Annotated in this window: 17 protein-coding genes; 13 read left to right on the top strand and 4 right to left on the bottom strand. The window is 29.7% G+C overall.

Annotated features, from left to right (window positions below; translation table 11 throughout):
• Positions 1–150: 150 nt before the first annotated feature.
• Positions 151–540, bottom strand: coding sequence for an HIT family protein (locus AC2D6T_RS07580; protein WP_438989241.1), 390 nt, complete (start codon positions 538–540; stop codon positions 151–153).
• Positions 541–723: 183 nt separating this feature from the next.
• Entirely contained in the window at positions 724–1,197 is a 474-nt protein-coding gene (gene greA / locus AC2D6T_RS07585) for a transcription elongation factor GreA (protein ID WP_298947128.1), read from the bottom strand.
• A 183-nt stretch (positions 1,198–1,380) separates the two neighbouring features.
• On the opposite strand from greA, the gene AC2D6T_RS07590 reads away from it, so the two are divergent.
• The 4 genes from AC2D6T_RS07590 (at position 1,381) to AC2D6T_RS07605 (ending at position 5,740) form a co-directional block, all read left to right on the top strand.
• Positions 1,381–1,797, top strand: coding sequence for a Rieske 2Fe-2S domain-containing protein (locus AC2D6T_RS07590; protein ID WP_484681064.1), 417 nt, complete (start codon positions 1,381–1,383; stop codon positions 1,795–1,797).
• A 59-nt stretch (positions 1,798–1,856) separates the two neighbouring features.
• Complete coding sequence (locus tag AC2D6T_RS07595; protein WP_484681065.1) at positions 1,857–3,017, top strand: 5-(carboxyamino)imidazole ribonucleotide synthase; 1,161 nt, start codon at positions 1,857–1,859, stop codon at positions 3,015–3,017.
• A gap of 55 nt (positions 3,018–3,072) precedes the next feature.
• A complete protein-coding gene (purE, locus tag AC2D6T_RS07600) occupies positions 3,073–3,552 on the top strand; it encodes a 5-(carboxyamino)imidazole ribonucleotide mutase (RefSeq protein WP_438989244.1) in 480 nt (159 codons plus the stop codon).
• 163 nt (positions 3,553–3,715) lie between these two features.
• Positions 3,716–5,740, top strand: a complete 2,025-nt coding sequence (locus AC2D6T_RS07605; RefSeq protein WP_484681066.1) for a M3 family metallopeptidase — start codon at positions 3,716–3,718, stop codon at positions 5,738–5,740.
• 233 nt (positions 5,741–5,973) lie between these two features.
• Here AC2D6T_RS07605 and AC2D6T_RS07610 read toward each other — a convergent pair whose 3' ends face one another.
• Positions 5,974–7,212 (bottom strand): glycosyltransferase, encoded by a 1,239-nt coding sequence (locus AC2D6T_RS07610; protein ID WP_484681067.1) that lies wholly within the window; start codon positions 7,210–7,212, stop codon positions 5,974–5,976.
• Positions 7,213–7,686 (bottom strand): heme-binding domain-containing protein, encoded by a 474-nt coding sequence (locus AC2D6T_RS07615; RefSeq protein WP_484681068.1) that lies wholly within the window; start codon positions 7,684–7,686, stop codon positions 7,213–7,215.
• 134 nt (positions 7,687–7,820) lie between these two features.
• Here AC2D6T_RS07615 and lpdA point away from each other — a divergent pair, with 134 nt between their 5' ends.
• From lpdA to AC2D6T_RS07660, 9 genes are all read left to right on the top strand, one after another.
• On the top strand, positions 7,821–9,221 hold the full coding sequence (gene lpdA / locus AC2D6T_RS07620; protein WP_484681069.1) for a dihydrolipoyl dehydrogenase: 1,401 nt from the start codon (positions 7,821–7,823) through the stop codon (positions 9,219–9,221).
• A 594-nt stretch (positions 9,222–9,815) separates the two neighbouring features.
• Complete coding sequence (locus AC2D6T_RS07625) at positions 9,816–11,126, top strand: anthranilate synthase component I family protein (RefSeq protein WP_484681070.1); 1,311 nt, start codon at positions 9,816–9,818, stop codon at positions 11,124–11,126.
• 5 nt (positions 11,127–11,131) lie between these two features.
• Positions 11,132–11,374 (top strand): hypothetical protein, encoded by a 243-nt coding sequence (locus AC2D6T_RS07630; RefSeq protein ID WP_484681071.1) that lies wholly within the window; start codon positions 11,132–11,134, stop codon positions 11,372–11,374.
• A gap of 85 nt (positions 11,375–11,459) precedes the next feature.
• A complete protein-coding gene (gene tilS / locus AC2D6T_RS07635) occupies positions 11,460–12,758 on the top strand; it encodes a tRNA lysidine(34) synthetase TilS (RefSeq protein WP_484681072.1) in 1,299 nt (432 codons plus the stop codon).
• 40 nt (positions 12,759–12,798) lie between these two features.
• Positions 12,799–14,178 (top strand): TlpA family protein disulfide reductase, encoded by a 1,380-nt coding sequence (locus AC2D6T_RS07640; protein WP_484681073.1) that lies wholly within the window; start codon positions 12,799–12,801, stop codon positions 14,176–14,178.
• Between the two features lie 13 nt (positions 14,179–14,191).
• The gene (locus AC2D6T_RS07645) at positions 14,192–16,159 is read left to right on the top strand and encodes a protein-disulfide reductase DsbD family protein (protein ID WP_484681074.1); all 1,968 of its coding nucleotides are present in this window, start codon (positions 14,192–14,194) and stop codon (positions 16,157–16,159) included.
• Positions 16,160–16,386: 227 nt separating this feature from the next.
• The gene (locus AC2D6T_RS07650) at positions 16,387–18,966 is read left to right on the top strand and encodes a phosphoenolpyruvate carboxylase (protein WP_484681075.1); all 2,580 of its coding nucleotides are present in this window, start codon (positions 16,387–16,389) and stop codon (positions 18,964–18,966) included.
• Between the two features lie 144 nt (positions 18,967–19,110).
• Entirely contained in the window at positions 19,111–20,646 is a 1,536-nt protein-coding gene (locus AC2D6T_RS07655) for a YifB family Mg chelatase-like AAA ATPase (protein ID WP_484681076.1), read from the top strand.
• A gap of 458 nt (positions 20,647–21,104) precedes the next feature.
• A complete protein-coding gene (locus AC2D6T_RS07660; protein ID WP_484681077.1) occupies positions 21,105–21,668 on the top strand; it encodes a hypothetical protein in 564 nt (187 codons plus the stop codon).
• Position 21,669: the final 1 nt, after the last annotated feature.

Below are 21,669 nucleotides of genomic sequence, written 5' to 3' on the forward strand. Positions count from 1 at the left end.
TTAGAGTAGATTATCATAGATAGATTTTTAGATTAATAAATTGATATTCAGAGCCTTAATTTACTAAAAATCTATCTTCTTTACTAATAAAATCTATCTAAATATTAATCGAACTCAGGTTAATAGTATTTGAATTGTCAACGTTTCAACTTACTCAAAATTTGCAGCAATATCATTGGCCAAATCAACAAATTCATTATTTGTTAAAGATACTTTTTTAGTAAATTGCGCATCTTCTATACTATTTAAAGGAATTAAATGTACATGCACATGTGGTACTTCTAAACCAATTACAGACATGCCAATTCTTTTACAATCAATTGTTTTTTCTAAGGCTTTTGCTACGCTGTAAGAAAAGTCCATTAAGCTAGCATATTCGTTTCTAGACAAATCGAAAATTTTATTTTCTTCTTTTTTGGGCACCACTAAAGTGTGGCCTTTTGCATTGGGATTGATGTCTAAAAAAGCAAAAAAATCGTTATTTTCTGCTACTTTATAGCTTGGCAATTCTCCGCTAATAATCTTTGAAAAAATACTCATCGTTGGTTTTTTAGTAAATATAAGAAAGAATTCAAATTTATAATTTTAAAATGCTCTTCGTTTGAATAAAGACTATAATTTACAAACTAGTTTAGCCCTGATTGAAATGGCATCCTTTTTATGCTGAACTCGTTTCAGTATAAAAAGATATAATGGAAAGCAGGAAATAGCTTCTTAAAAAAATTACCTAGAAATCTCTACAATTTCAAATTTCATAATGCCACTAGGCACTTTAATTTCTGCAATTTCACCTACTTTTTTACCTAATAAACCTTTTCCAATTGGCGAGTTTACAGACAATTTTCCGTTTCTTACATCGGTTTCAGAATCTGCTACCAATCTATATTTAAGCTCCATACCGTTTGCAGTATTTTTTATAACTACATTAGAGTGGATTAATATTTTAGAGGTGTCTAGTTGACTTTCATCTAAAATACGTGCATTTGCTATTACATTTTTTAGTTTTGCAATTTTTGTTTCTAAATGAGACTGCTCTTCTTTTGCAGCATGATACTCTGCATTTTCACTTAAATCTCCTTTATCTCTTGCATCTGCAATTTCTTGTGTAACTCTAGGTCTTTCTACTTGCTCTAATTGAACTAACTCATCTTTCAGTTTTTTTAAACCTTCTGGAGAATAATATGATATATCACTCATAATTTTTTGATTTTAATTCTTTTTTACCTTAAATAAATTATAAGGTAATTTTTATATTTTTCTAAACCACTACTTACTAGGGATTTAAATTTAAAAATCTCATTGCCTTCACAGGAATGAGATTATAACAAATGTACAAAATATTTGTAACTTGCCATCGTTTTAAAAGAAAGGAAACCAATTATGATTAAAAAAGCACTTATTTGCTTGTTGTTTTTATCGCTTTTTTCTTGCGAAGATAATACTACCATAAACGATTGTTTTAGAGGTGTTTTTGTATCTGAAGTTATAGAATTTAGGCTTCCTGTTTATCAAGACCTAATTGTAAATGGTGGTAGCACTACCAATACCATAAATGGAAGATTAATTCACATCATTAGAAACTCATCTTCTAATTATATTGCTTTTGATTTAGAATGTCCTCTTAGAACTTGTAATTCTCCTTTAGATATTTCTAATTTACCAACAATAACTTGTCCTTGTCATGAAAAAAAATACAATTATTTAGAAGGTGGCAGAGTTATAGGAGAAGAAGGTTGTAGTATGTTAATGTACAATGTTACACCTGTTGGTAACAACGCTATACAAATAACAAATTAATTTTATAGAATAGTTAGTTAGAGTTATGTATTTTTGTGGAAACACAACACATATTTATCGTGAAAAACTATTTTTCTTCAGATTTTAAATTAGGCATTCTTGGTGGTGGTCAATTAGGTAGAATGCTGCTTGCAGAAACGCAAAAACTAGATATTTACACAACCATTTTAGATAGCAGTACAAATGCACCTTGTGCAGAAATTTGTAACAAATTTGTGGTTGGTAATTTATTAGATTTTGATGCTGTTTACAATTTTGGTAAAACTGTAGATGTATTAACTATAGAAATAGAAAATGTAAATTTAGATGCTTTAGATAAGTTAGAAGAAGAAGGGCTAACCATTTATCCTAAACCAAAAGATTTACGAGTTATACAAAGCAAAGCAAGGCAGAAAAATTTTTATATAGACAACCAAATACCTACAGCAGATTTTTCTCACTACGCTTATTTAGAAGAGTTAAAGCATTCTTACGAAAACAATATCATCGATTTTCCTTTTGTATGGAAAGCTGCACGTTTTGGTTATGATGGAAATGGTGTTAAAATTGTTAGAAATATTGAAGATTTAGAAAGCCTACCAAATGTTGAGTGTATTACAGAAAAGTTAATTCCGTTTAAAAATGAATTGGCTGTAATTGTAGCTAGAAATGCTGATGGAGAAACAAACACCTATCCTGTTGTAGAAATGGAGTTTCATCCAGAAGCAAACCAAGTAGAATATGTAATTTGCCCTGCAAGAATAGACTTTAAAGTGGCAGAAAAAGCAAGAGAAATTGCTTTAAAAGTAGTTAGCAAGTTAGATTTTGTTGGTTTATTAGCTGTAGAAATGTTTCAAACTAAAAAAGATGATATTTTAGTAAACGAAGTCGCACCAAGACCACATAACTCTGGTCACTATTCTATTGAAGCTAGCTATACCAATCAATTTGAACAACATTTACGTAGTATTTTAAACCTACCTTTAGGAAATACAGAAAGTAAAGTAGCAGGAATTATGGTGAATTTAGTGGGTGAAGAAGGTTTTTCTGGTGATGTTGTTTACGAAAAAATTGAAGATATTTTAAAAATTGAAGGTGTTACACCCCATATATACGGAAAAAAAGAAACACGTCCTTTTAGAAAAATGGGGCATGTAACCATTGTAAATAAAGATATTGACAAAGCCAGAGAGATTGCACAAAAGGTAAAAGAAACAATTAAAGTAATTAGTAAACAATAAACAATTGTTAGATAATAATTATCAATAAAATTGATAACTACAAAATAAACGAAAAATGGTAGGAATTATAATGGGAAGCGATTCTGATCTTCCAATAATGCAAGAGGCAATAGACATTTTAGAGAGTTTTGATATTCAGATAGAAGTAGATATTGTATCTGCACACAGAACTCCAGAAAAATTAGTAGACTACTCTAAAAATGCCCATAAAAGAGGTATTACAGTAATTATTGCAGGCGCGGGTGGTGCTGCGCATTTACCAGGAATGGTGGCAAGTATGAGTCCTTTGCCTATTATTGGTGTACCTGTAAAAAGCAGAAATTCTATAGATGGTTGGGATTCTGTATTGTCTATTTTGCAAATGCCTGGTGGTGTACCCGTAGCAACTGTTGCTTTAGATGGCGCTAAAAATGCAGGTATTTTAGCTGCACAAATTATTGGAGCTTCAGACAAATGCGTGTTAGATAAAATTATTGCTTACAAAGAAGGTTTAAAATTAAAGGTAGAAAAAGCCTCTGAAAGAGTCAAAAAATAGCTTTCAAAAACAATAAATTCAACTACTTATTTCTTATTTTTATGCCACAAGTTCTCAAATGTATATTTGTTAATTTGTGGCATCCTATTTTTATATTAATTATCAAAGATTTACGATTCAAAAAATAAATTTTGATGATTAAATTTTAAACTTAAAACAACACATGAATCCACTTTTACAAGATTTTAATACAGCGCCTTTCTCTAAAATTGAAGAAAAACATTACAAACCTGCTATTAAAAAAGCCATCAACATTGCTAAAGCAGAAATTGATGAAATTGTAAACAATACAGATAAACCAACATTTAAAAACACAACTGTAGCTTTAGACTTTGCTGGCGAAAAACTAAACCGAATTACAAATATTTTTTTCAATTTAAACGCAGCAGAAACCAATGATCAAATTCAGAAAATAGCACAAGAAGTTTCACCTTGGTTAAGTGATTTTAAAAATGACATTACTTTAAACGAGGGGCTTTTTAAAAAAGTAAAAACTGTTTTTGATAACCTAAAAAATTTAGATTTAAATGCAGAACAAACCATGCTATTAGAAAAACAATACAAAGGTTTTGCTAGAAATGGTGCTAACTTAAAAGATGCTGACAAAAATACTTTAAGAGAAATAGATTCAAAACTTTCTAAATTGTCTTTACAGTTTGGCGAAAATGTGTTGGCAGAAACCAATGCTTTTGAGTTGCACTTAACGAATGAAAATGATGTTTCTGGGTTACCAGAGTCTGCTAAAGAAGCGGCAAAGCAATTAGCCTCTGAAAAAGGGAAAGAAGGTTGGATTTTTACTTTAGATTACCCAAGTTACATCCCTTTTATGACCTATGCAGATAATAGAGAATTGCGTAAAAAAATAGTAATTGCTGCAGGAAAAAAAGCATTCCAAAACAACAAAAACAACAATGAAAAAATTGTTTTAAAAATTGTAAAACTACGTCATAAAAGAGCCAATTTATTGGGCTATAAAACCCATGCACATTTTGTTTTAGAAGAAAGAATGGCAGAAAACCCAGAAAAAGTAATTTCCTTTTCTAACGAGCTGCTTGAAAAAGCAAAACCTGCTGCAAAAAAAGAATTCGAAAATTTAGAAAAATACGCTAAAAAATTAGACGGAATCGACCAACTGCAAAAATGGGATGGTGCTTATTATTCAGAAAAATTAAAAAAAGAAATTTTTGATTTAGACCAAGAAATATTAAAACCTTACTTTAAATTAGAAAATGTAATTGATGGTGTTTTTGAAATTGCAAATCGTTTGTACGATTTACAATTTGAAGAAGTTTTTAATATCGATAAATATCATAAAGATGTTAAAACTTACAAGGTAACAGATACCCAAGGGATTTTTATTGCTATTTTCTATGCAGATTTTCACCCAAGAAAAGGAAAACGCAATGGAGCGTGGATGACATCTTATAAATCGCAACAAATTAAAAATGGTGTAAACGAAAGACCTCATGTTTCTATCGTGTGTAATTTTACAAAAACTACACCAACCAAACCATCATTACTAACTTTTAACGAGGTAACTACTTTGTTTCACGAGTTTGGGCATGCATTACATGGCATATTAGCAAATACAACTTATAATAGTTTATCTGGTACCTCTGTTTCTTGGGATTTTGTAGAATTACCAAGTCAGATTTTAGAAAATTGGTGTTACGAAAAAGAGGCTTTAGAGTTGTTTGCTAAACATTACGAGACTGGAGAAGTAATTCCTATGAAATACATTACAAAAATTAAAGAATCTGCAAGTTTTCATGAAGGAATGCAAACCTTACGCCAATTAAGTTTTGGCTTATTAGACATGAAATGGCATAGTGAAAACCCATCTGAAATCAACTCTGTAAAAGAGTTTGAAATTGATGCTTTTGCCAACACAAAATTATATCCTGATGTTGCAGAAAATTGCATGAGTACTTCATTTTCTCATATTTTTCAAGGAGGATATTCTTCTGGATACTACTCTTACAAGTGGGCAGAAGTGTTAGATGCAGATGCTTTTGAGTTTTTCTTAGAAAAAGGAATTTTTAGCAAAGAAGTTGCTACAAAATTTAAAGAAACAGTTTTATCTAAAGGAGGCACCATTAACCCGATGGATTTATATAAACAATTTAGAGGAAAAGAGCCTAAGCCAGATGCACTTTTAAAAAGAGCAGGATTATTAGTAACAAAATAATTTCTCTTGTTTAATTCTGTTTTCTTTGAAAAAATGTTCTGATTTATACAACTCTGTTTTTCAAGATTGCTTTTTCTTTAATAATATAAGTTGTTGTAAATCATTTGTTTATTTAAAATTCTCTTGCTATTTCTTTATGCTCAGCAAATTCTTTACCTTTAGATTATAGCCCGTTGGCAATTCTCAGTAAGCAGTTTTACAGGCCGTTTGGTTCTGATAAATGTGTCTGTAAATTATTTATTCTTTTCTTCAATCCATTTACTCATGTATTTGGTTGCTTGCAAAGTTTGATGTTGTAAAACAGACCCCATAAAATTACAAATTCTATGTGTTTCTAAGTTTTGTTGAATTGTATCAATTTTATCAAAAAATAGTTTCCCATGTTTTTCTTTACCGTAAATGGTATTTATAATATCAATTCCGTTTTTTTGAGAAGTTTCCCAGATATTTTTATCTGTATATAGCTGAACTGCTTTGTTTGAAAATTCTGTAAAATTGTCCTCTATAAAGCCATTCCAAGGTAGATTGTTATGCATCCCTTCTGCACCTATTTTTGTAGTAACACTTGGTGTACCACAAAGCATTGCTTCTGTTAATTTACCTTTAATACCTGCTCCAAAATTTAAAGGCGCTAAAACTACTTTTGCATTTTTTACTACTTGGTTTGCATCTTTTGCAAATCCTTTAATTAAAAAGCCTTCTTTTTGGTTGTGCAAATCTTGTATTTGTTGATTTATATAAGCACCATAAATGTGTAACTCTGCATTAGGAATTTGTTTTTTAATACGAAACCAAACTTCTTTTTTTAAGGTTAAAACAGCATTTACATTGGGTTTATGAAAAAAGTTTCCTATAAATATAAAGTGCTGTCTATCACCAAAGTTTTTCCATTTTTCTTGTTGATGTTTGCTAATCTCATCAAACAAAAAGGGTAAATACATTACAATAGCTTCATCAATTTTAAAGAGATTTTTTAATAAATCCATTTCGAAAGTCGAAATTATTAAAGACAAATCGCATCGTAAAATAGACGCGATTTCTCTTTTGGTAATATCTTGTTTCAACAACTCATCTTTAGTAAAATTAATTTTATTCTTTACACAAAACTCTCTTGTTTTTCGCAAACAATGTAAATCTTCTGTATCTAAAATTCTAAGTGCTTTGGGACAGTATTCTGCAACTCGCCAACCAAATTGTTCTTCGGTCATAAACCTATCAAACAACACAATATTAGGTTGCAATTCTTTTATAAAGTCATCAAAAGAAGTATGATTCAATTGTATGGTAACCTCTTTAACTCCCAAAGAAGTTAAGTCTATTGCTTTTTCACTTTTTAAAGAAGTAGCTGCAAAAATTATCTTATCAGCTCTTTTTAAAAATTGATGAATTAACTGCAACATTCGTTTTCCTGCTGCAGAAGAATTGGGCTCTACCCAAACTGTACCAATAATTAAAACAGTTTGTTTTTGCACCTATTTAACAGACATTTGTTGCTTGTAATCTGCTTGTACTTTTTTACCCCAAGCTACAACAGCTGCAATTTGCTTTTCTGTTAAATTTGCTTCAGAGTGTGTCCAAGTATAAGAATTTAAAGGCATTTCTCCTTTTTCAACTTCTTCATATAACTCGTCCATTTTATGTTCTTTTCTTTTTAAAGAATACTCACTCCATGTAGAAAAGTTTAAATGTTTTTTTCCATCTTTTACATGCTCATCTAACCAATAATTTATAGGAGTAATTTTATCATACCAAGGATATCTTGTTTTTGCAGAATGGCAATCAAAACAAGTAGTTTCTAATATTTTTTTTACATCTGCTGGCGGATTTGTTTCCACTAAAAATGTGTTTACAGTAGCAATATCTCCATCATTTTTTTCTGGACCAAAAAATTGAGCTATCAGTAAAACAACTAAAAGAAAAACGAGTATTTTTTTTATAATTTTCATTGGTAAATTTTAAGGATAATTTATACTGTAAAACTACTAAATTCTTACTTTATTCTGTGAAAATATCCGTATTTTTGTCAACTATTATTAAAAAACGAACCAAAAGGTTACAGAATACGCAAAAAAAAGTACTCATGAAATACGATATTATTGTAATTGGCTCAGGACCTGGTGGATATATTTCTGCTGTTAGAGCATCACAATTAGGTAAAAAAGTAGCAATTATAGAAAAATACGCCACTCTTGGTGGAACCTGTTTAAATGTTGGTTGCATTCCATCTAAAGCATTATTAGACTCTTCGCATCATTATTACGATGCTATTCATCATTTTGAAGAACATGGTATTTCTGTAGAAAAACCAAGTTTTGATTTTGGTAAAATGGTAGAAAGAAAAGCCAAAGTTGTAGAAACTACAACAGGAGGAATCAAATATTTGATGGACAAAAATAACATCGATGTTTTTGAAGGTTTGGGTTCTTTTGAAGATAAAACGCATGTAAAAATCACTAAAAATGATGGTTCATCTGAAATAATAGAAGGTACTAATATTATTATCGCAACAGGCTCTAAACCAGCAACTTTACCATTTATCGAAATTGATAAAGAACGTATTATTACATCAACAGAAGCTTTAAAATTACCAGAAGTACCAAAACATTTAATTGTTATTGGTGGTGGTGTAATTGGCCTAGAGTTAGGCTCTGTGTACAAACGCCTAGGTGCAAATGTAACTGTGGTAGAGTATGCTCCAAAAATTACACCAACTATGGATGCTGATGTTTCAAAGGAATTACAAAAAGTGTTAAAGAAACAAGGTATTAAATTCAACGTAAGCCACGGTGTTACAGCTGTAGAAAGAAAAGGTGACGAAATAATTGTAAAAGCAAACAATAAAAAAGGAGAAGAAGTAACTTTTACGGGAGATTATTGTTTAGTTGCTGTTGGTAGAAAAGCATATACCGAAGGTTTAGGTTTAGAAAAAGTAGGTGTAGAAGTTAATGAACGTGGTCAGGTTTCTGTAAACAATCATTTACAAACCAACGTTTCTAATATTTACGCCATTGGCGATGTTGTTAAAGGTGCAATGTTAGCACACAAAGCTGAAGAAGAAGGCGTTGTTGTTGCAGAATATTTAGCTGGTGAAAAGCCACATATAGATTATAACTTAATTCCTGGCATTGTTTACACTTGGCCAGAAGTTGCTGCAGTTGGTAAAACTGAAGACGAATTAAAAGAGTCAAAAATTGACTACAAATCTGGTAAATTTTCGATGAGAGCTTTGGGTAGATCTCGTGCAAGTGGAGATATTGATGGTTTTGTAAAAGTTTTAGCAGATAAAAATACAGACGAAATTTTAGGAGTTCATATGGTAGGTGCTAGAGTTGCAGATTTAATTATGGAAGCTGCTGTAGCTATGGAATATAGAGCCTCTGCAGAAGATTTGGCAAGAATTTGTCATGGACATCCAACCTATTCTGAGGCTGTAAAAGAAGCTGCAAAAGCTGCTTGGGATGGCAAACCTTTAAATGCCTAAAACGCATTTTTATAACTATTTTAAAAGCAACCATTTTTTGGTTGCTTTTTGTTTTGATAAAGTTTCTTACATTTAGAAAATGAAAAAATTCCTATCTATTTTTTTCTTTTATTCTTTTATACTTTACTTCAATGTCAAGAACATAAAAGCCCTAAAACACAAGCCTCTAAATTTTTAGAAAATTTTTATTACACCGTAAACTTTGGGGGTATTTTTTAACCTTTTACAAATGATAATTTAATTGATGGCTACAAAACAGACACTTTTTCTAAAAATTATTTTTCTAGAAAAATTGGTTTTAATATTTACGCAAATTACGCTATAATTGGGCCTACATTACTTACTAAAAAAATCTAGATAATTTAAATACTGGGCCAAAAACAACGTTTCAAGACACCATAGGATTAGGTATTTTCTTTGGAAAAAAAGAAGTTACAATGCAGAACTTAGAATTATACATTATTCTAATGGAAATATTTTTCCGCAAAATTCTGGAGTTGCAGTTCCTATTCAATTCACACTCGGAAAAACATTTTAATCTACTTTAAAAATATTGTTTTGTAACCAATAAGATTTGTATTTTTACCCATTACTATGCAAAGAACTAACCGTACTTTTTCTGTTGATAATATTGCTGATTTTAAAGAATATTTATTAATTTGGTCTCAACAATTTGATACTGCTCTTTGGCTAGATGCTAATAATTATCACCAACAATACAGCAACTTTGATGCTGCTTTAGCAGTAGAAGAATTTACCGCAATAAAAACCGACTATGACAATGCTTTTGATAAATTAAAGGAATACCAAAGCATGACCAATGACTATATTTTTGGCTACATTTCTTATGATGTAAAAAATGATATAGAGCAAATTTCATCTAAAAATTTTGACGGTTTAGACTTTGCAGACTTGTATTTTTTTCAACCTCAAAAACTAATTTTTATTCGTGGTAATAACATAGAATTTAAGTATTTGAATATGGTTGATAATGAGATTGAAACTGATTTTGAAGAAATTAAAAATCTTGATTTCAACTGTGTTCAACAAGATAATATCGAAAACTCAGATATCAAAATAAAACTTAGAATTCATAAGGATCAATACCATAAAAAGATACATGAAATATTAGACCACATACAAAAAGGAGATATTTATGAAGCTAATTTTTGTCAGGAGTTTTATGCTGAAAACGCCACTATAAATCCTGTAGAAACTTATCAACAACTTAATAATATTGCGGCACCTCCATTTGCTTGTTTTCTAAAATTGGAGCATCAATACGCATTGTGCTCATCACCTGAAAGATATATTAAAAAAGAAGGAACCAAAGTAATTTCTCAACCTATAAAAGGCACTGCAAAAAGGTTAATTAGTAAAGTTGATGATGAGAAAATTGCATCAGATTTACAAAAAGACGAAAAAGAGCGTGCAGAAAATGTAATGATTGTAGATTTGGTAAGAAATGATTTGTCTAAAACTGCAAAAATGGGAACTGTAAAAGTAGAAGAATTGTGCAAAGTGTATCCTTTTAAACAAGTGCATCAAATGATATCTACAGTAGTTTCTCAAGTGGAAGAAAACATACATCCTGTAGAAATTATTAAAAGTACGTTTCCAATGGGAAGTATGACAGGTGCACCCAAAGTTTCTGCCATGAATATTATAGAAAACCTAGAAGAAACCAAACGTGGCTTGTATTCTGGTACAATTGGTTATTTTACTCCAAAGGGAGATTTCGATTTTAATGTTGTAATAAGAAGCATTTTATATAACGAAGAAGAAAAGTATATTTCTTATTCTGTGGGAAGTGCTATTACCATAAAATCATCAGCAGAAAAAGAATATGAAGAGTGTTTGTTAAAAGCAAAAGCTATGAAACATGTGTTGTCAAACTCTAAATAAATTCTATGATACCCAACAAAGAAGAGCTATTCCAAAAAACTTTAGAAAGTTTAGAAGAAAAACCCAATGAGCAAAATATGTTTAATGCTTTTTTAAAAATATATCCAACTGAATGGAAACAACTAAGAATTGCGTTTTCTAAATTTAACAGAAGTAAACAATTTGGTAAAACAATTCCTTTAGCAAAACCAGAAATGTCTTTAAGAAAAGAAATAAGAATTTGGTTAAATAAGAAAAGTCAAAAATAGACCTCACAGGTTTTAAAAACCTATGAAATCTTGCTAAATACAAACTATAATAATTTCTAAATTATTCAGTACTTTTGAGCAACAGATGCAAGAAAAACTTAAAAATCATATTGCTAAAAATCTTCCTTTTTTAAAGGATAAAAAACTATTAATTGCCATTTCTGGCGGCGTAGATTCTGTAGTATTAACACACCTTTTAACTCGTTTAAATTTCAATATTTCTTTAGCACATTGTAACTTTCACTTACGTGAAGAAGAGAGCGATTTAGACGAAAAATTTGTAATTGATTTAGGTGAAAAACTAAAACTAAAAACACGAACCATTCATTTTACTATAGAACCCATTGGTTCTATACAATTAGCAGCAAGAGAGTTGCGTTATCAATGGTTTCAAGAATTAATTAATAAAGACCTGTTTGATTTTGTATTAACAGCACATCATGCAGATGATAATTTAGAAACCTTTTTAATTAACTTAACAAGAGGCTCTGGTTTAGATGGTTTTACAGGAATACCTGTAGTGAACGAAAATATTGTACGCCCGCTATTACCTTTTTCTAGAGAAGAAATCATCGCATTTGCGAAAAAAAATAAAATTTCTTGGAGAGAAGACAAAAGCAATGCTGCTACCAAATATGTTCGCAATAAAATTAGACATAAAATTGCGCCAGTTTTAAAGGAAATAAACCCTTATTTATTAGACAGTTTTTCTAAAACATTAGAAAACCTAAAAGAAAGTCAACAAATTGTTGAAGATAAAATTACTGAGGTTTCTAAAGAAATTATTAGCAAAAAAAATGGGATTTTACATTTAGATGTTTCAAAAATCCAAAAGTTATCTAACCCAAAAGCTTATTTGTATCAACTTTTAAAACACTACAATTTTACAGAGTGGAATGATGTGTACCATTTACTTGCTGCACAATCTGGTAAACAAATTTTTTCTAAAACTCATGTTTTATTAAAAGACAGAAGTAAATTGATTTTATCTGAAAGAGATTTTTCGTTTATATCAAAATCAATATTTAAAATTGAAGAAAATCAATCTGAAATTTTAAAACCCATTCACATGATTTTTGAGAAAAATATTGAAAAATCAACAGATACTAAAAACAGCATTTTTGTTGATAAAACAAAACTAAAATTCCCTTTAATTGTAAGAAAGTGGCAAAATGGCGATTATTTTTACCCTTCTGGAATGGAAGGGAAAAAGAAATTAAGTAAATATTTTAAGGACGAAAAATTATCACTCATAGAAAAACAACAAATTTGGTTGCTTTGCAACAATAATAACGACATTATTTGGGTTATCAACAAAAGACAAGACAATCGTTTTTTAAGCAAAAGCCCGGAGACTAGTTTAAAAATTATGCTAAACAAGTAAGATTTTGTACCTTCCAAAAATGAATCAACATTACTAATTTATGAAAAAAATATGCCTTTTGGTAGCAATCGTAGCAATGATTTCTTGCCAGCAAGAAAAACCGATAAACTATGCAATTATTTCTGGTAAAATAGAAAATGTAAAAACAAAAAAACTAACCCTATTTAGCCAATATGATACAAGTAAAAAAGTTGATATTTCTTTAGCCGAAGATGGTACTTTTGTAGATACTTTAAAAATGGATAGCAATTTTTTTGTTTTAAGGCAAGACAATAATTTAATTGAACTTTATGCGCCAAATGGCAGTAAATCAAATATTAGCTATAATGCCACTAAAAAAGATTCTACTCTACAAATTACAGGAAGCCTAAGTGCTATTAACAACTATTTACTTGCAAAAGGAAAACTTTCTAAAGAGTTAATGGGAGATCAAAAAGAAATGTTTTTAAAAGATGAAGCTGCGTTTAAAGAACATATTTTAAAAATAAAAACGGCAGAAGAAGATTTACTTTTTAAAACAGATGGCATTTCAGAAGATTTTTCTAATATGGAGAAAAACAGTATAAATTATGAATATTTAGCTACGCTGAACAATTATAAAACTTACCATGGTTACTATTCAAAAAATAGAGCTTTTGAACCATCAGAAAATTTTCTTGATGATTTAAAAGGTTTGGACTTAGAAAATGAAAAAGATTTTTTAAACTCTAAATTTTATAGAGATATTGTAAGTTCTAAATTAAGAGATAAAACAAGTGTTTTGGTTAAACAAGACTCAACAATCTCTAGAGATATTACCTATTTAAAAGTGGTATCAGAATTAAATAATCAAAAAATAAAAAACAAATTATTGTATGATGATGCTAGATATGGCATTACCTACACAGATAATTTAGAAGAATATTACAAATTATTTTCTAAAAACTCTACAGATGAAGAAAATAACACAAAAATTGCTGCAGATTATAAGAAACTAAAATCTTTGGCAAAGGGAAGTCCTTCTCCAAAATTTACAGACTACGAAAACAATGCAGGTGGTAAAATGTCTTTAGAAGATTTAAAAGGAAGCTATGTTTATATAGATGTTTGGGCAACTTGGTGTGGTCCTTGTATTGCAGAAATACCATCTTTAAAGAAAGTAGAAAAAGAATTTCATAATAAAAACATAAAATTTGTAAGTGTTTCTATTGACACAGAAGATGCTTATGATAAGTGGAAAAAAATGATTGTAGATAGAGAGTTGGGTGGAATCCAATTATTAGCAGAAAATGCTTGGAAATCCCAATTTGTACAAGATTATATGATTAAGGGAATTCCGCGTTTTATTTTGTTAGATGCAGAAGGTAAAATTATTAGCGCCAATGCACCAAGACCATCAAACAAAAAATTAGTAGAAACTTTAAATAGTTTAAACCTTTAATGCATAGCAAATTATGAAGAAAATTTTTTCTCTTTTTATTTTACTTTTTACACTTATAAGTTTTTCGCAAACCGAAGAAAGTCCTGCTGTTTGGCAAAGTACTATCAATAAAATTTCTAATACTGAATACAATATTGTTTTCACAGCAAACCTTTTACAAGATTGGCATTTGTATTCTCAATACAATCCAGATGGAGCCTCTCAACCTTTAGAAATTTTAATTCCAGAAGGTAAAACTGGTTACGAATTGGTTGGTAAAGCTATAGAAAGTAAAACCCATAAAGAATATTCTGAGGTATGGGAAAAAGAAGAAATTTTCTTTAGTGATGTTGCTATCTTAACTCAAAAAATAAAAATTACAGATACAAGTCTATCCACTGTTTCATTACAAGTTTATGGGCAAGTTTGTAAAGAAGCTTGTATACAAATAGAAGAATTATTTACATTTTCTTTATCAGGAAAAAAACTTGAAAAAGAAATTGTTGTTTTAGATGATAAGAGTAAACAATTAACTAAAAATTTAAAATTAGATTTAAAAAACACATCCTTATTAAAGCAGAATACAAACAATTCAGAAACGGATAGCTCTTTAATTAGTATCTTTTTATTAGGTTTTGTGGGTGGGTTGTTAGCTTTATTAACACCATGTGTATTTCCTATGATTCCTTTAACGGTTTCTTTTTTTACAAAACAAAGTAAAAACAAAAGAAAAGGTATTTTTAACGCTATTTTGTATGGGGTATTTATTGTAGTAATTTATATTTTATTAAGCGTGCCTTTTCATTTAATTGATGGCTTAGATCCTAATATTTTAAATACCATTTCTACCAATATTTGGTTAAATATTTTCTTTTTTGCCATTCTAGTATTTTTTGCTTTTTCATTTTTTGGCTACTACGAAATTACATTACCAAGTTCTTGGGGCAATAAAATGGATTCTGCCTCTAGTGTTGGCGGAATTGTAGGAACCTTTTTTATGGCATTAACTTTAGCCATCATTTCTTTTTCTTGTACAGGACCAATTTTAGGATCTCTTTTAGCAGGTTCTTTAAGTACTGTTGGCAATCCTGCAAGCCAGCTTTCTGCGGGTATGACCGGTTTTGGTGTAGCACTCGCTTTACCTTTTGCTTTATTTGCCTTGTTTCCTAACCTGTTAAAATCGTTACCAAAATCTGGTGGCTGGCTTAACACCACCAAAGTAGTTTTGGGCTTTTTAGAATTGGCTTTTGCTTTTAAGTTTTTATCAAACTCAGATTTAGTTGGGCATTGGGAAATTTTAAAAAGAGAAATTTTTATTGGTATTTGGATTGTTATTTTCTTAGGATTGGCTTTATATATTTTAGGCAAAATAAAATTTCCACACGATTCACCAATAAAAAAATTATCGTTTTCTAGAGTTTCTTTTGGTGTTTTAGTAATTGCTTTTGTTATTTATTTAGTTCCTGGTACGTTTAAAACACCTACTTGGAATTTAAATGCATTAAGTGGCTTTCCTCCACCTCAATTTTATAGTATTTATCAACAAGAATCAGAGTGTCCTTTAGGCTTAAATTGTTATAAAGATTTTGATAAAGGTTTACAAGCCGCCAAATTAAGCAACAAACCTATTTTATTAGATTTTACAGGTTGGGCTTGCGTAAATTGCAGAAAAATGGAAGAAAATGTTTGGAGCAACCCAACAGTATATAATATTTTGCAAAATGATTATATTCTTATTTCTTTATACGTAGATGATAATGAAAAAGAATTACCAAAGGCTGCGCAATTCGATTTTAAGAAAGCAAATGGACAAATAAAAAAAATAAAAACCTTTGGTGATAAGTGGGCTACATTTCAAATTGTAAACTTTAAAAACGCCTCACAACCTTATTATGTTTTAATGAATTCAGAGTTAGAAATTTTAAACACACCACAACAATACACAGATACAGAAACGTATAAAAATTGGTTACAAAAAGGCTTAGAAAATTTTAAAAAATAAAGGAACTTATTAAAAAATTCCTCACAGTAATTTTTTCTATCGGATGATTTTGTGTTATATTAAACAATAAAAGTTTCTAATAAAAGTAACACAGACACTTTTTTAGATTTTTATAAAAATCACTCAACATTTATATCGTTTTCGTAAATAATAGGTTAATTATTAGCAAAAAACTAAGTTCTGTAACAAGGCTTTTTTGTAGCTTTACTACATAAAATTTTATATGTATGTCTGGACTACCAAAATTATCTCGTTTTAACGAAAACGTATTGTCTAAATACCAAATTTACAACAGTGTATTTACAACGCTACCTTTCGATTCTATAAGCAATACAGGTGTATTGTTACCGCTGTTTCATGAATTATGTAAAAAAGGTTTCGAAGAAGGAAAAAATCCAACAGAAATTATAAATTCTTTCTTCACAAAATACTTAGAAAACCCTACAGAGAAAGAGAAAACAGACATGCTTTTCCATTTTATACAGTATATAGAACGTCAAGTAGTTCTTTTTGATGCTATAGAAGATGCTGCTTTTTCTGAAGTAAATAATATGGATGGTATTGGTACCCTTAGGAACTCTAAAGAAATTTCTATTATTAGAAATAAAAAAGAAGAATTAAAAGCTTATTTAGAAGAGTTTAAGGTGCGTATTGTATTAACTGCACACCCAACACAATTTTATCCAGGTTCCGTTTTAGGTATTATTACAGATTTAGATAAAGCGATACAAAATGATGATTTAATTCTTATAAAAAGATTATTAGCACAATTAGGTAAAACACCATTTTATAAAAAAGAAAAACCATCTCCTTTTGATGAAGCTGTAAGCTTAATTTGGTATTTAGAACATGTATTTTATCACTCTGTACCAAAAATTTACAATTATATTCAAAGTAATATATATGATGGAAACCCTATTGATAACGAAATTATAGATCTTGGTTTTTGGCCAGGTGGAGATAGAGATGGAAACCCATTTGTAACTACAGAAATTACATTAAATGTTGCTGAAAGATTAAGACAAACTATCTTAAGAAATTACTACAGAGATGTTAGAAAACTAAAAAGACGTTTTACGTTTGATGGTGTTCAAGAAATTTTTGCAAGAATAGAAAAGCGTCTTTATAAGCACGTTGTTAGAAGCTATACTAAGGTTAACTTTTCTCAAAAAATATTATTAGAAGAACTAGCAAATGCTAGAAAAATTATAGAAACTAAACATCAATCTTTATTTTTAGAAGAGTTAGATGATTTTATAAATAAAGTTAGAATATTTGGTTTCCATTTTGCTACATTAGATATCAGACAAGATAGTAGAGTGCATCATAAAGCCTTTACCCAAATTGTAAAAGATTTACAAGCCATTGGCGATACTACTTTTCCTGAAAATTTTGAACATTTATCTGAAGCTGAACAAATTAAAATTTTGGCAGTTGTAAAAGGAAACATAGACCCAAAAATACTTACAGACGATATTTCTGTAAAAACGATTGAATCTATGTATGCCCTTAAAGAGATTCAGAAAAGAAATGGAGAACGTGGTGCAAATCGTTATATTATTAGTAATAACCAAACTGCATTAAACGTAATGCAAACTTTTGCCATGTTAAATTTATGTGGTTTCGAAAACGAATTACCTGTAGATGTAATTCCTCTTTTTGAGACTGTAGAAGATTTAAGAAATGCAGAAGATGTAATGAGAACGCTGTATTCTAATAGAAGTTACAGGTATCACCTAGAAAAAAGAAAAAATAAACAAACCATAATGCTTGGTTTTTCTGATGGAACCAAAGATGGTGGTTACCTAATGGCTAACTGGGGGATTTTTAAAGCCAAAGAAGCTTTAACAAAGGTTTCTAGAGAGTTTGACATTGAGGTAATTTTCTTTGACGGACGTGGAGGACCACCAGCAAGAGGTGGTGGTAAAACGCATCAGTTTTATGCTTCTTTAGGACCAACTATTGAGGATAAAGAAATACAATTAACCATACAAGGACAAACCATAAGTTCTAATTTTGGTACCCAAACCTCATCTCAATACAATTTAGAACAACTAGTTAGTTCTGGTATAAAAAATGAAGTTTTTACCAAAGACCAACTTAATGATAAACATAGAGAGTTGATAGAAGATATGGCCTCTACCAGTTACCAAACCTATGTAGATTTTAAAAATCATCCGCAATTTTTACCGTATTTAGAACAAATGAGTACGTTAAAATATTATGCTAAAACAAATATTGGAAGTAGACCAAGCAAACGTGCTTCTTCTGATACACTAGATTTTTCTGCATTAAGAGCCATCCCATTTGTGGGTAGTTGGAGTCAATTAAAACAAAATGTACCCGGTTTTTTTGGAGTAGGAACAGCATTAAAAAAATACGAAGATGCAGGGCGTTTTGATGAAATTGTAGACTTTTACAATGCTTCAGATTTCTTTAAAACATTGTTAGAAAACAGTATGATGAGTTTAACTAAATCTTTCTTTGGTTTAACAGCATATATGGCAGAAGACCCTGTTTTTGGAGATTTCTGGAAATTAATTTATAAAGAATATAAAACTACAAAGAGATTACTTTTAAAGCTTACTGGTCATAAAGAATTGATGGAAAACTTCCCTATTGGAAAAGCATCAATAGAAATTAGAGAACAAATTGTATTGCCTTTATTAACAATACAACAGTTTGCTTTAAAACAAATTCAAGATTTGCAAAAGATAGATGGAAATCAAGAAAAAATAGAAACCTACGAAAAAATGGTAATGCGTTCTTTATTTGGTAATATTAACGCGAGTAGAAATTCTGCTTAAAAGTTAGTTTTACTTTAATAATCTAAATAATTTCAAAGACAGATGATCTCTAAACTTAGAGGTAATCTGTCTTTTTTTGTTTTTTTAGTGATTTACGGAGAAATTTAGATTCCCAATTATTTTTTTATCTTTAGAAAAAAAAATATGCTTGTTAAAGTCTATGGTTCTGCCGTTTTTGGTATAGAAGCTACTACAATTACTGTTGAAGTAAATATTGACAAAGGAATTGGTTACCACTTAGTCGGTTTACCAGACAAAGCGGTTAGTGAAAGTTCGTACCGTATTTCTGCAGCGCTCAATAACAACAACTATAAACTTCCGGGTAAAAAAATTATTATTAATATGGCTCCTGCAGATATCAGAAAGGAAGGTGCCTCTTACGATTTAACCTTGGCTGTAGGAATTCTTTCGGCCTCCAACCAAATAAAATCTACCCATATTGATGATTATGTAATTATGGGAGAACTTTCTTTAGACGGAAGTTTACAACCTATAAGAGGCGCTTTGCCTATTGCCATAAAGGCGAGAGAAGAAGGATTTAAGCATTTAATTTTACCTAAAGAAAATGCCAAAGAAGCTGCTATTGTAGACAATTTAGAAGTTTTAGGAGTAGATAATATCTTAGAAGTTATTAATCATTTTAATGGTGATAAAAAGATTGCGCCTACCATTGTTGATACAAGAGCAGAGTTTTACAAAAATATCGATTTCCCAGAATTTGATTTTTCTGATGTAAAAGGCCAAGAATCTATAAAACGATGTATGGAAATTGCAGCAGCTGGTGGTCATAATATTATTTTAATTGGACCTCCAGGATCTGGAAAAACAATGCTGGCAAAACGATTGCCTTCTATATTACCACCAATGACTTTGCATGAAGCTTTAGAAACTACAAAAATACATTCTGTGGTTGGTAAAACTAAAAACGAAGGTTTACTATACCAAAGACCTTTTAGAAGCCCACATCACACAATTTCAAATGTTGCGCTTGTAGGTGGAGGCCAATATCCAAAACCAGGAGAAATATCACTTTCTCACAATGGTGTTTTGTTTTTAGATGAATTACCAGAATTTAAAAGAGATGTTTTAGAAGTAATGCGTCAACCATTAGAAGATAGAGATGTTACCATTTCTAGAGCAAAATTTACAGTAACTTATCCATGTAGTTTTATGTTGGTAGCTAGTATGAATCCAAGTCCTTCTGGATTTTTTAATGACCCAAATAGCCCAATGACTTCTACTCCACAAGAAATGCAGCGTTATTTAAGTAAAATATCTGGCCCGTTGTTAGATAGAATTGATATTCACATAGAAGTTACACCAGTACCATTTGATAAACTTTCTGAAGAAAGAAGAGGAGAATCTTCTGTAGAAATTAGAAAAAGAGTTACAGCTGCAAGAGAAATACAATCAGAACGATTTAAAACATTAGAAAACATGCATTATAACGCACAAATGAGCGTAAAACAAATTAGAGGATTTTGTAAATTATCTAAAGAAAGTAAAACGCTTTTAAAAACAGCCATGGAAAAATTAAATCTTTCTGCAAGAGCTTATGACAGAATTTTAAAAGTAGCAAGAACTATAGCAGATTTAGCTAATGAAAACGATATTTCTCCAGACCATATTGCAGAAGCCATACAATATAGAAGTTTAGACAGAGAAGGTTGGTTGGGGTAACATACTAAAACAAAAAAAGCATCTCATAAATGAGATGCTTTTTGCGGTCTGGACGGGAACCAAACCGATGTATTTTATATTTTTAATGTATTAATTATAAATTAGTTACAACATTATTTATTTTATGTTATCCCTATTGTAGGGATAAATATTATCCCTTTTGTAGGGATATTCAGTTATTACCGAACCGATGATACAAATATAACACTCTAAAAACTAACATAATAGGTTTTTTTACAATAAAAAAAGGATGCTTAAATAAAATTAACATCCTCTTCTAAATCCAAACTATTATGAGTTCTGGTGATATATTGGTAATTGGTTATAGATTAGTTATATCTATTATTAATTGAATTATCTATCAATATATATAAATATACGATTTTGATATATTCCGTATTATTTAACTATTTAATTCTAATTAAAAAGTATTATATTTGAATAAAATATTTTTAAAAATGAAAAAAAAAAAATCACACGGAACAAATTTTTTATCAAATTTTGTTGGAAATGTATTTGATGGTATAAAAGAAAATACTGCCAATAGGTATCTTGAAAAGGTTAACAAGGAAGTAAATACACCAGGAACACATTTGTATGAACAAAATAAAAAAGTGAATGACTTATTAAAAGTTGAAAAACAAAGAAAAAAGAACGAAAAAATTAATGATAAGAAATATGAAAAATTATTAATTTCATTACCAAAATTAAGTGGTGAAAAACTAAAGAGAACAATCAAAGAGTTAAAATCTCTACAATTAAAAACGAGTTTCATAACCAAGTCTCAACCAATTTCTTATTTTAGAGATTTTTCTGAAAAAGGTGGGACTTTTAAAAATTCTCTAGGGGTAGAAATTGTTGTTTCTGGAAGTAAGGAGGTTAATAAACATAAAGGTATTTCAAAAGATGAAGCAAAAATAAAATTAAAAGAATTAAAGGAACTATTGGATTTGACTGTAATTAATGAAGAAGAATTTAAAATCAAATCTGATCCACTGAAAAAAATCATATTGAAAGATTGAT

The organism is Polaribacter sp. YIW18, assembly GCF_057219325.1.

What these genes read in the sequence shown, in the direction of transcription:
- AC2D6T_RS07605 (WP_484681066.1), top strand. Translation starts at nt 3,716, where the DNA reads ATGAATCCACTTTTACAAGATTTTAATACAGCGCCTTTCTCTAAAATT.
- AC2D6T_RS07660 (WP_484681077.1), top strand. Translation starts at nt 21,105, where the DNA reads ATGAAAAAAAAAAAATCACACGGAACAAATTTTTTATCAAATTTTGTT.
- purE (WP_438989244.1), top strand. Translation starts at nt 3,073, where the DNA reads ATGGTAGGAATTATAATGGGAAGCGATTCTGATCTTCCAATAATGCAA.
- AC2D6T_RS07625 (WP_484681070.1), top strand. Translation starts at nt 9,816, where the DNA reads ATGCAAAGAACTAACCGTACTTTTTCTGTTGATAATATTGCTGATTTT.
- tilS (WP_484681072.1), top strand. Translation starts at nt 11,460, where the DNA reads ATGCAAGAAAAACTTAAAAATCATATTGCTAAAAATCTTCCTTTTTTA.
- greA (WP_298947128.1), bottom strand. Translation starts at nt 1,197, where the DNA reads ATGAGTGATATATCATATTATTCTCCAGAAGGTTTAAAAAAACTGAAA.
- AC2D6T_RS07580 (WP_438989241.1), bottom strand. Translation starts at nt 540, where the DNA reads ATGAGTATTTTTTCAAAGATTATTAGCGGAGAATTGCCAAGCTATAAA.
- AC2D6T_RS07615 (WP_484681068.1), bottom strand. Translation starts at nt 7,686, where the DNA reads ATGAAAATTATAAAAAAAATACTCGTTTTTCTTTTAGTTGTTTTACTG.
- AC2D6T_RS07630 (WP_484681071.1), top strand. Translation starts at nt 11,132, where the DNA reads ATGATACCCAACAAAGAAGAGCTATTCCAAAAAACTTTAGAAAGTTTA.
- AC2D6T_RS07640 (WP_484681073.1), top strand. Translation starts at nt 12,799, where the DNA reads ATGAAAAAAATATGCCTTTTGGTAGCAATCGTAGCAATGATTTCTTGC.
- AC2D6T_RS07655 (WP_484681076.1), top strand. Translation starts at nt 19,111, where the DNA reads ATGCTTGTTAAAGTCTATGGTTCTGCCGTTTTTGGTATAGAAGCTACT.
- AC2D6T_RS07645 (WP_484681074.1), top strand. Translation starts at nt 14,192, where the DNA reads ATGAAGAAAATTTTTTCTCTTTTTATTTTACTTTTTACACTTATAAGT.
- AC2D6T_RS07590 (WP_484681064.1), top strand. Translation starts at nt 1,381, where the DNA reads ATGATTAAAAAAGCACTTATTTGCTTGTTGTTTTTATCGCTTTTTTCT.
- lpdA (WP_484681069.1), top strand. Translation starts at nt 7,821, where the DNA reads ATGAAATACGATATTATTGTAATTGGCTCAGGACCTGGTGGATATATT.
- AC2D6T_RS07650 (WP_484681075.1), top strand. Translation starts at nt 16,387, where the DNA reads ATGTCTGGACTACCAAAATTATCTCGTTTTAACGAAAACGTATTGTCT.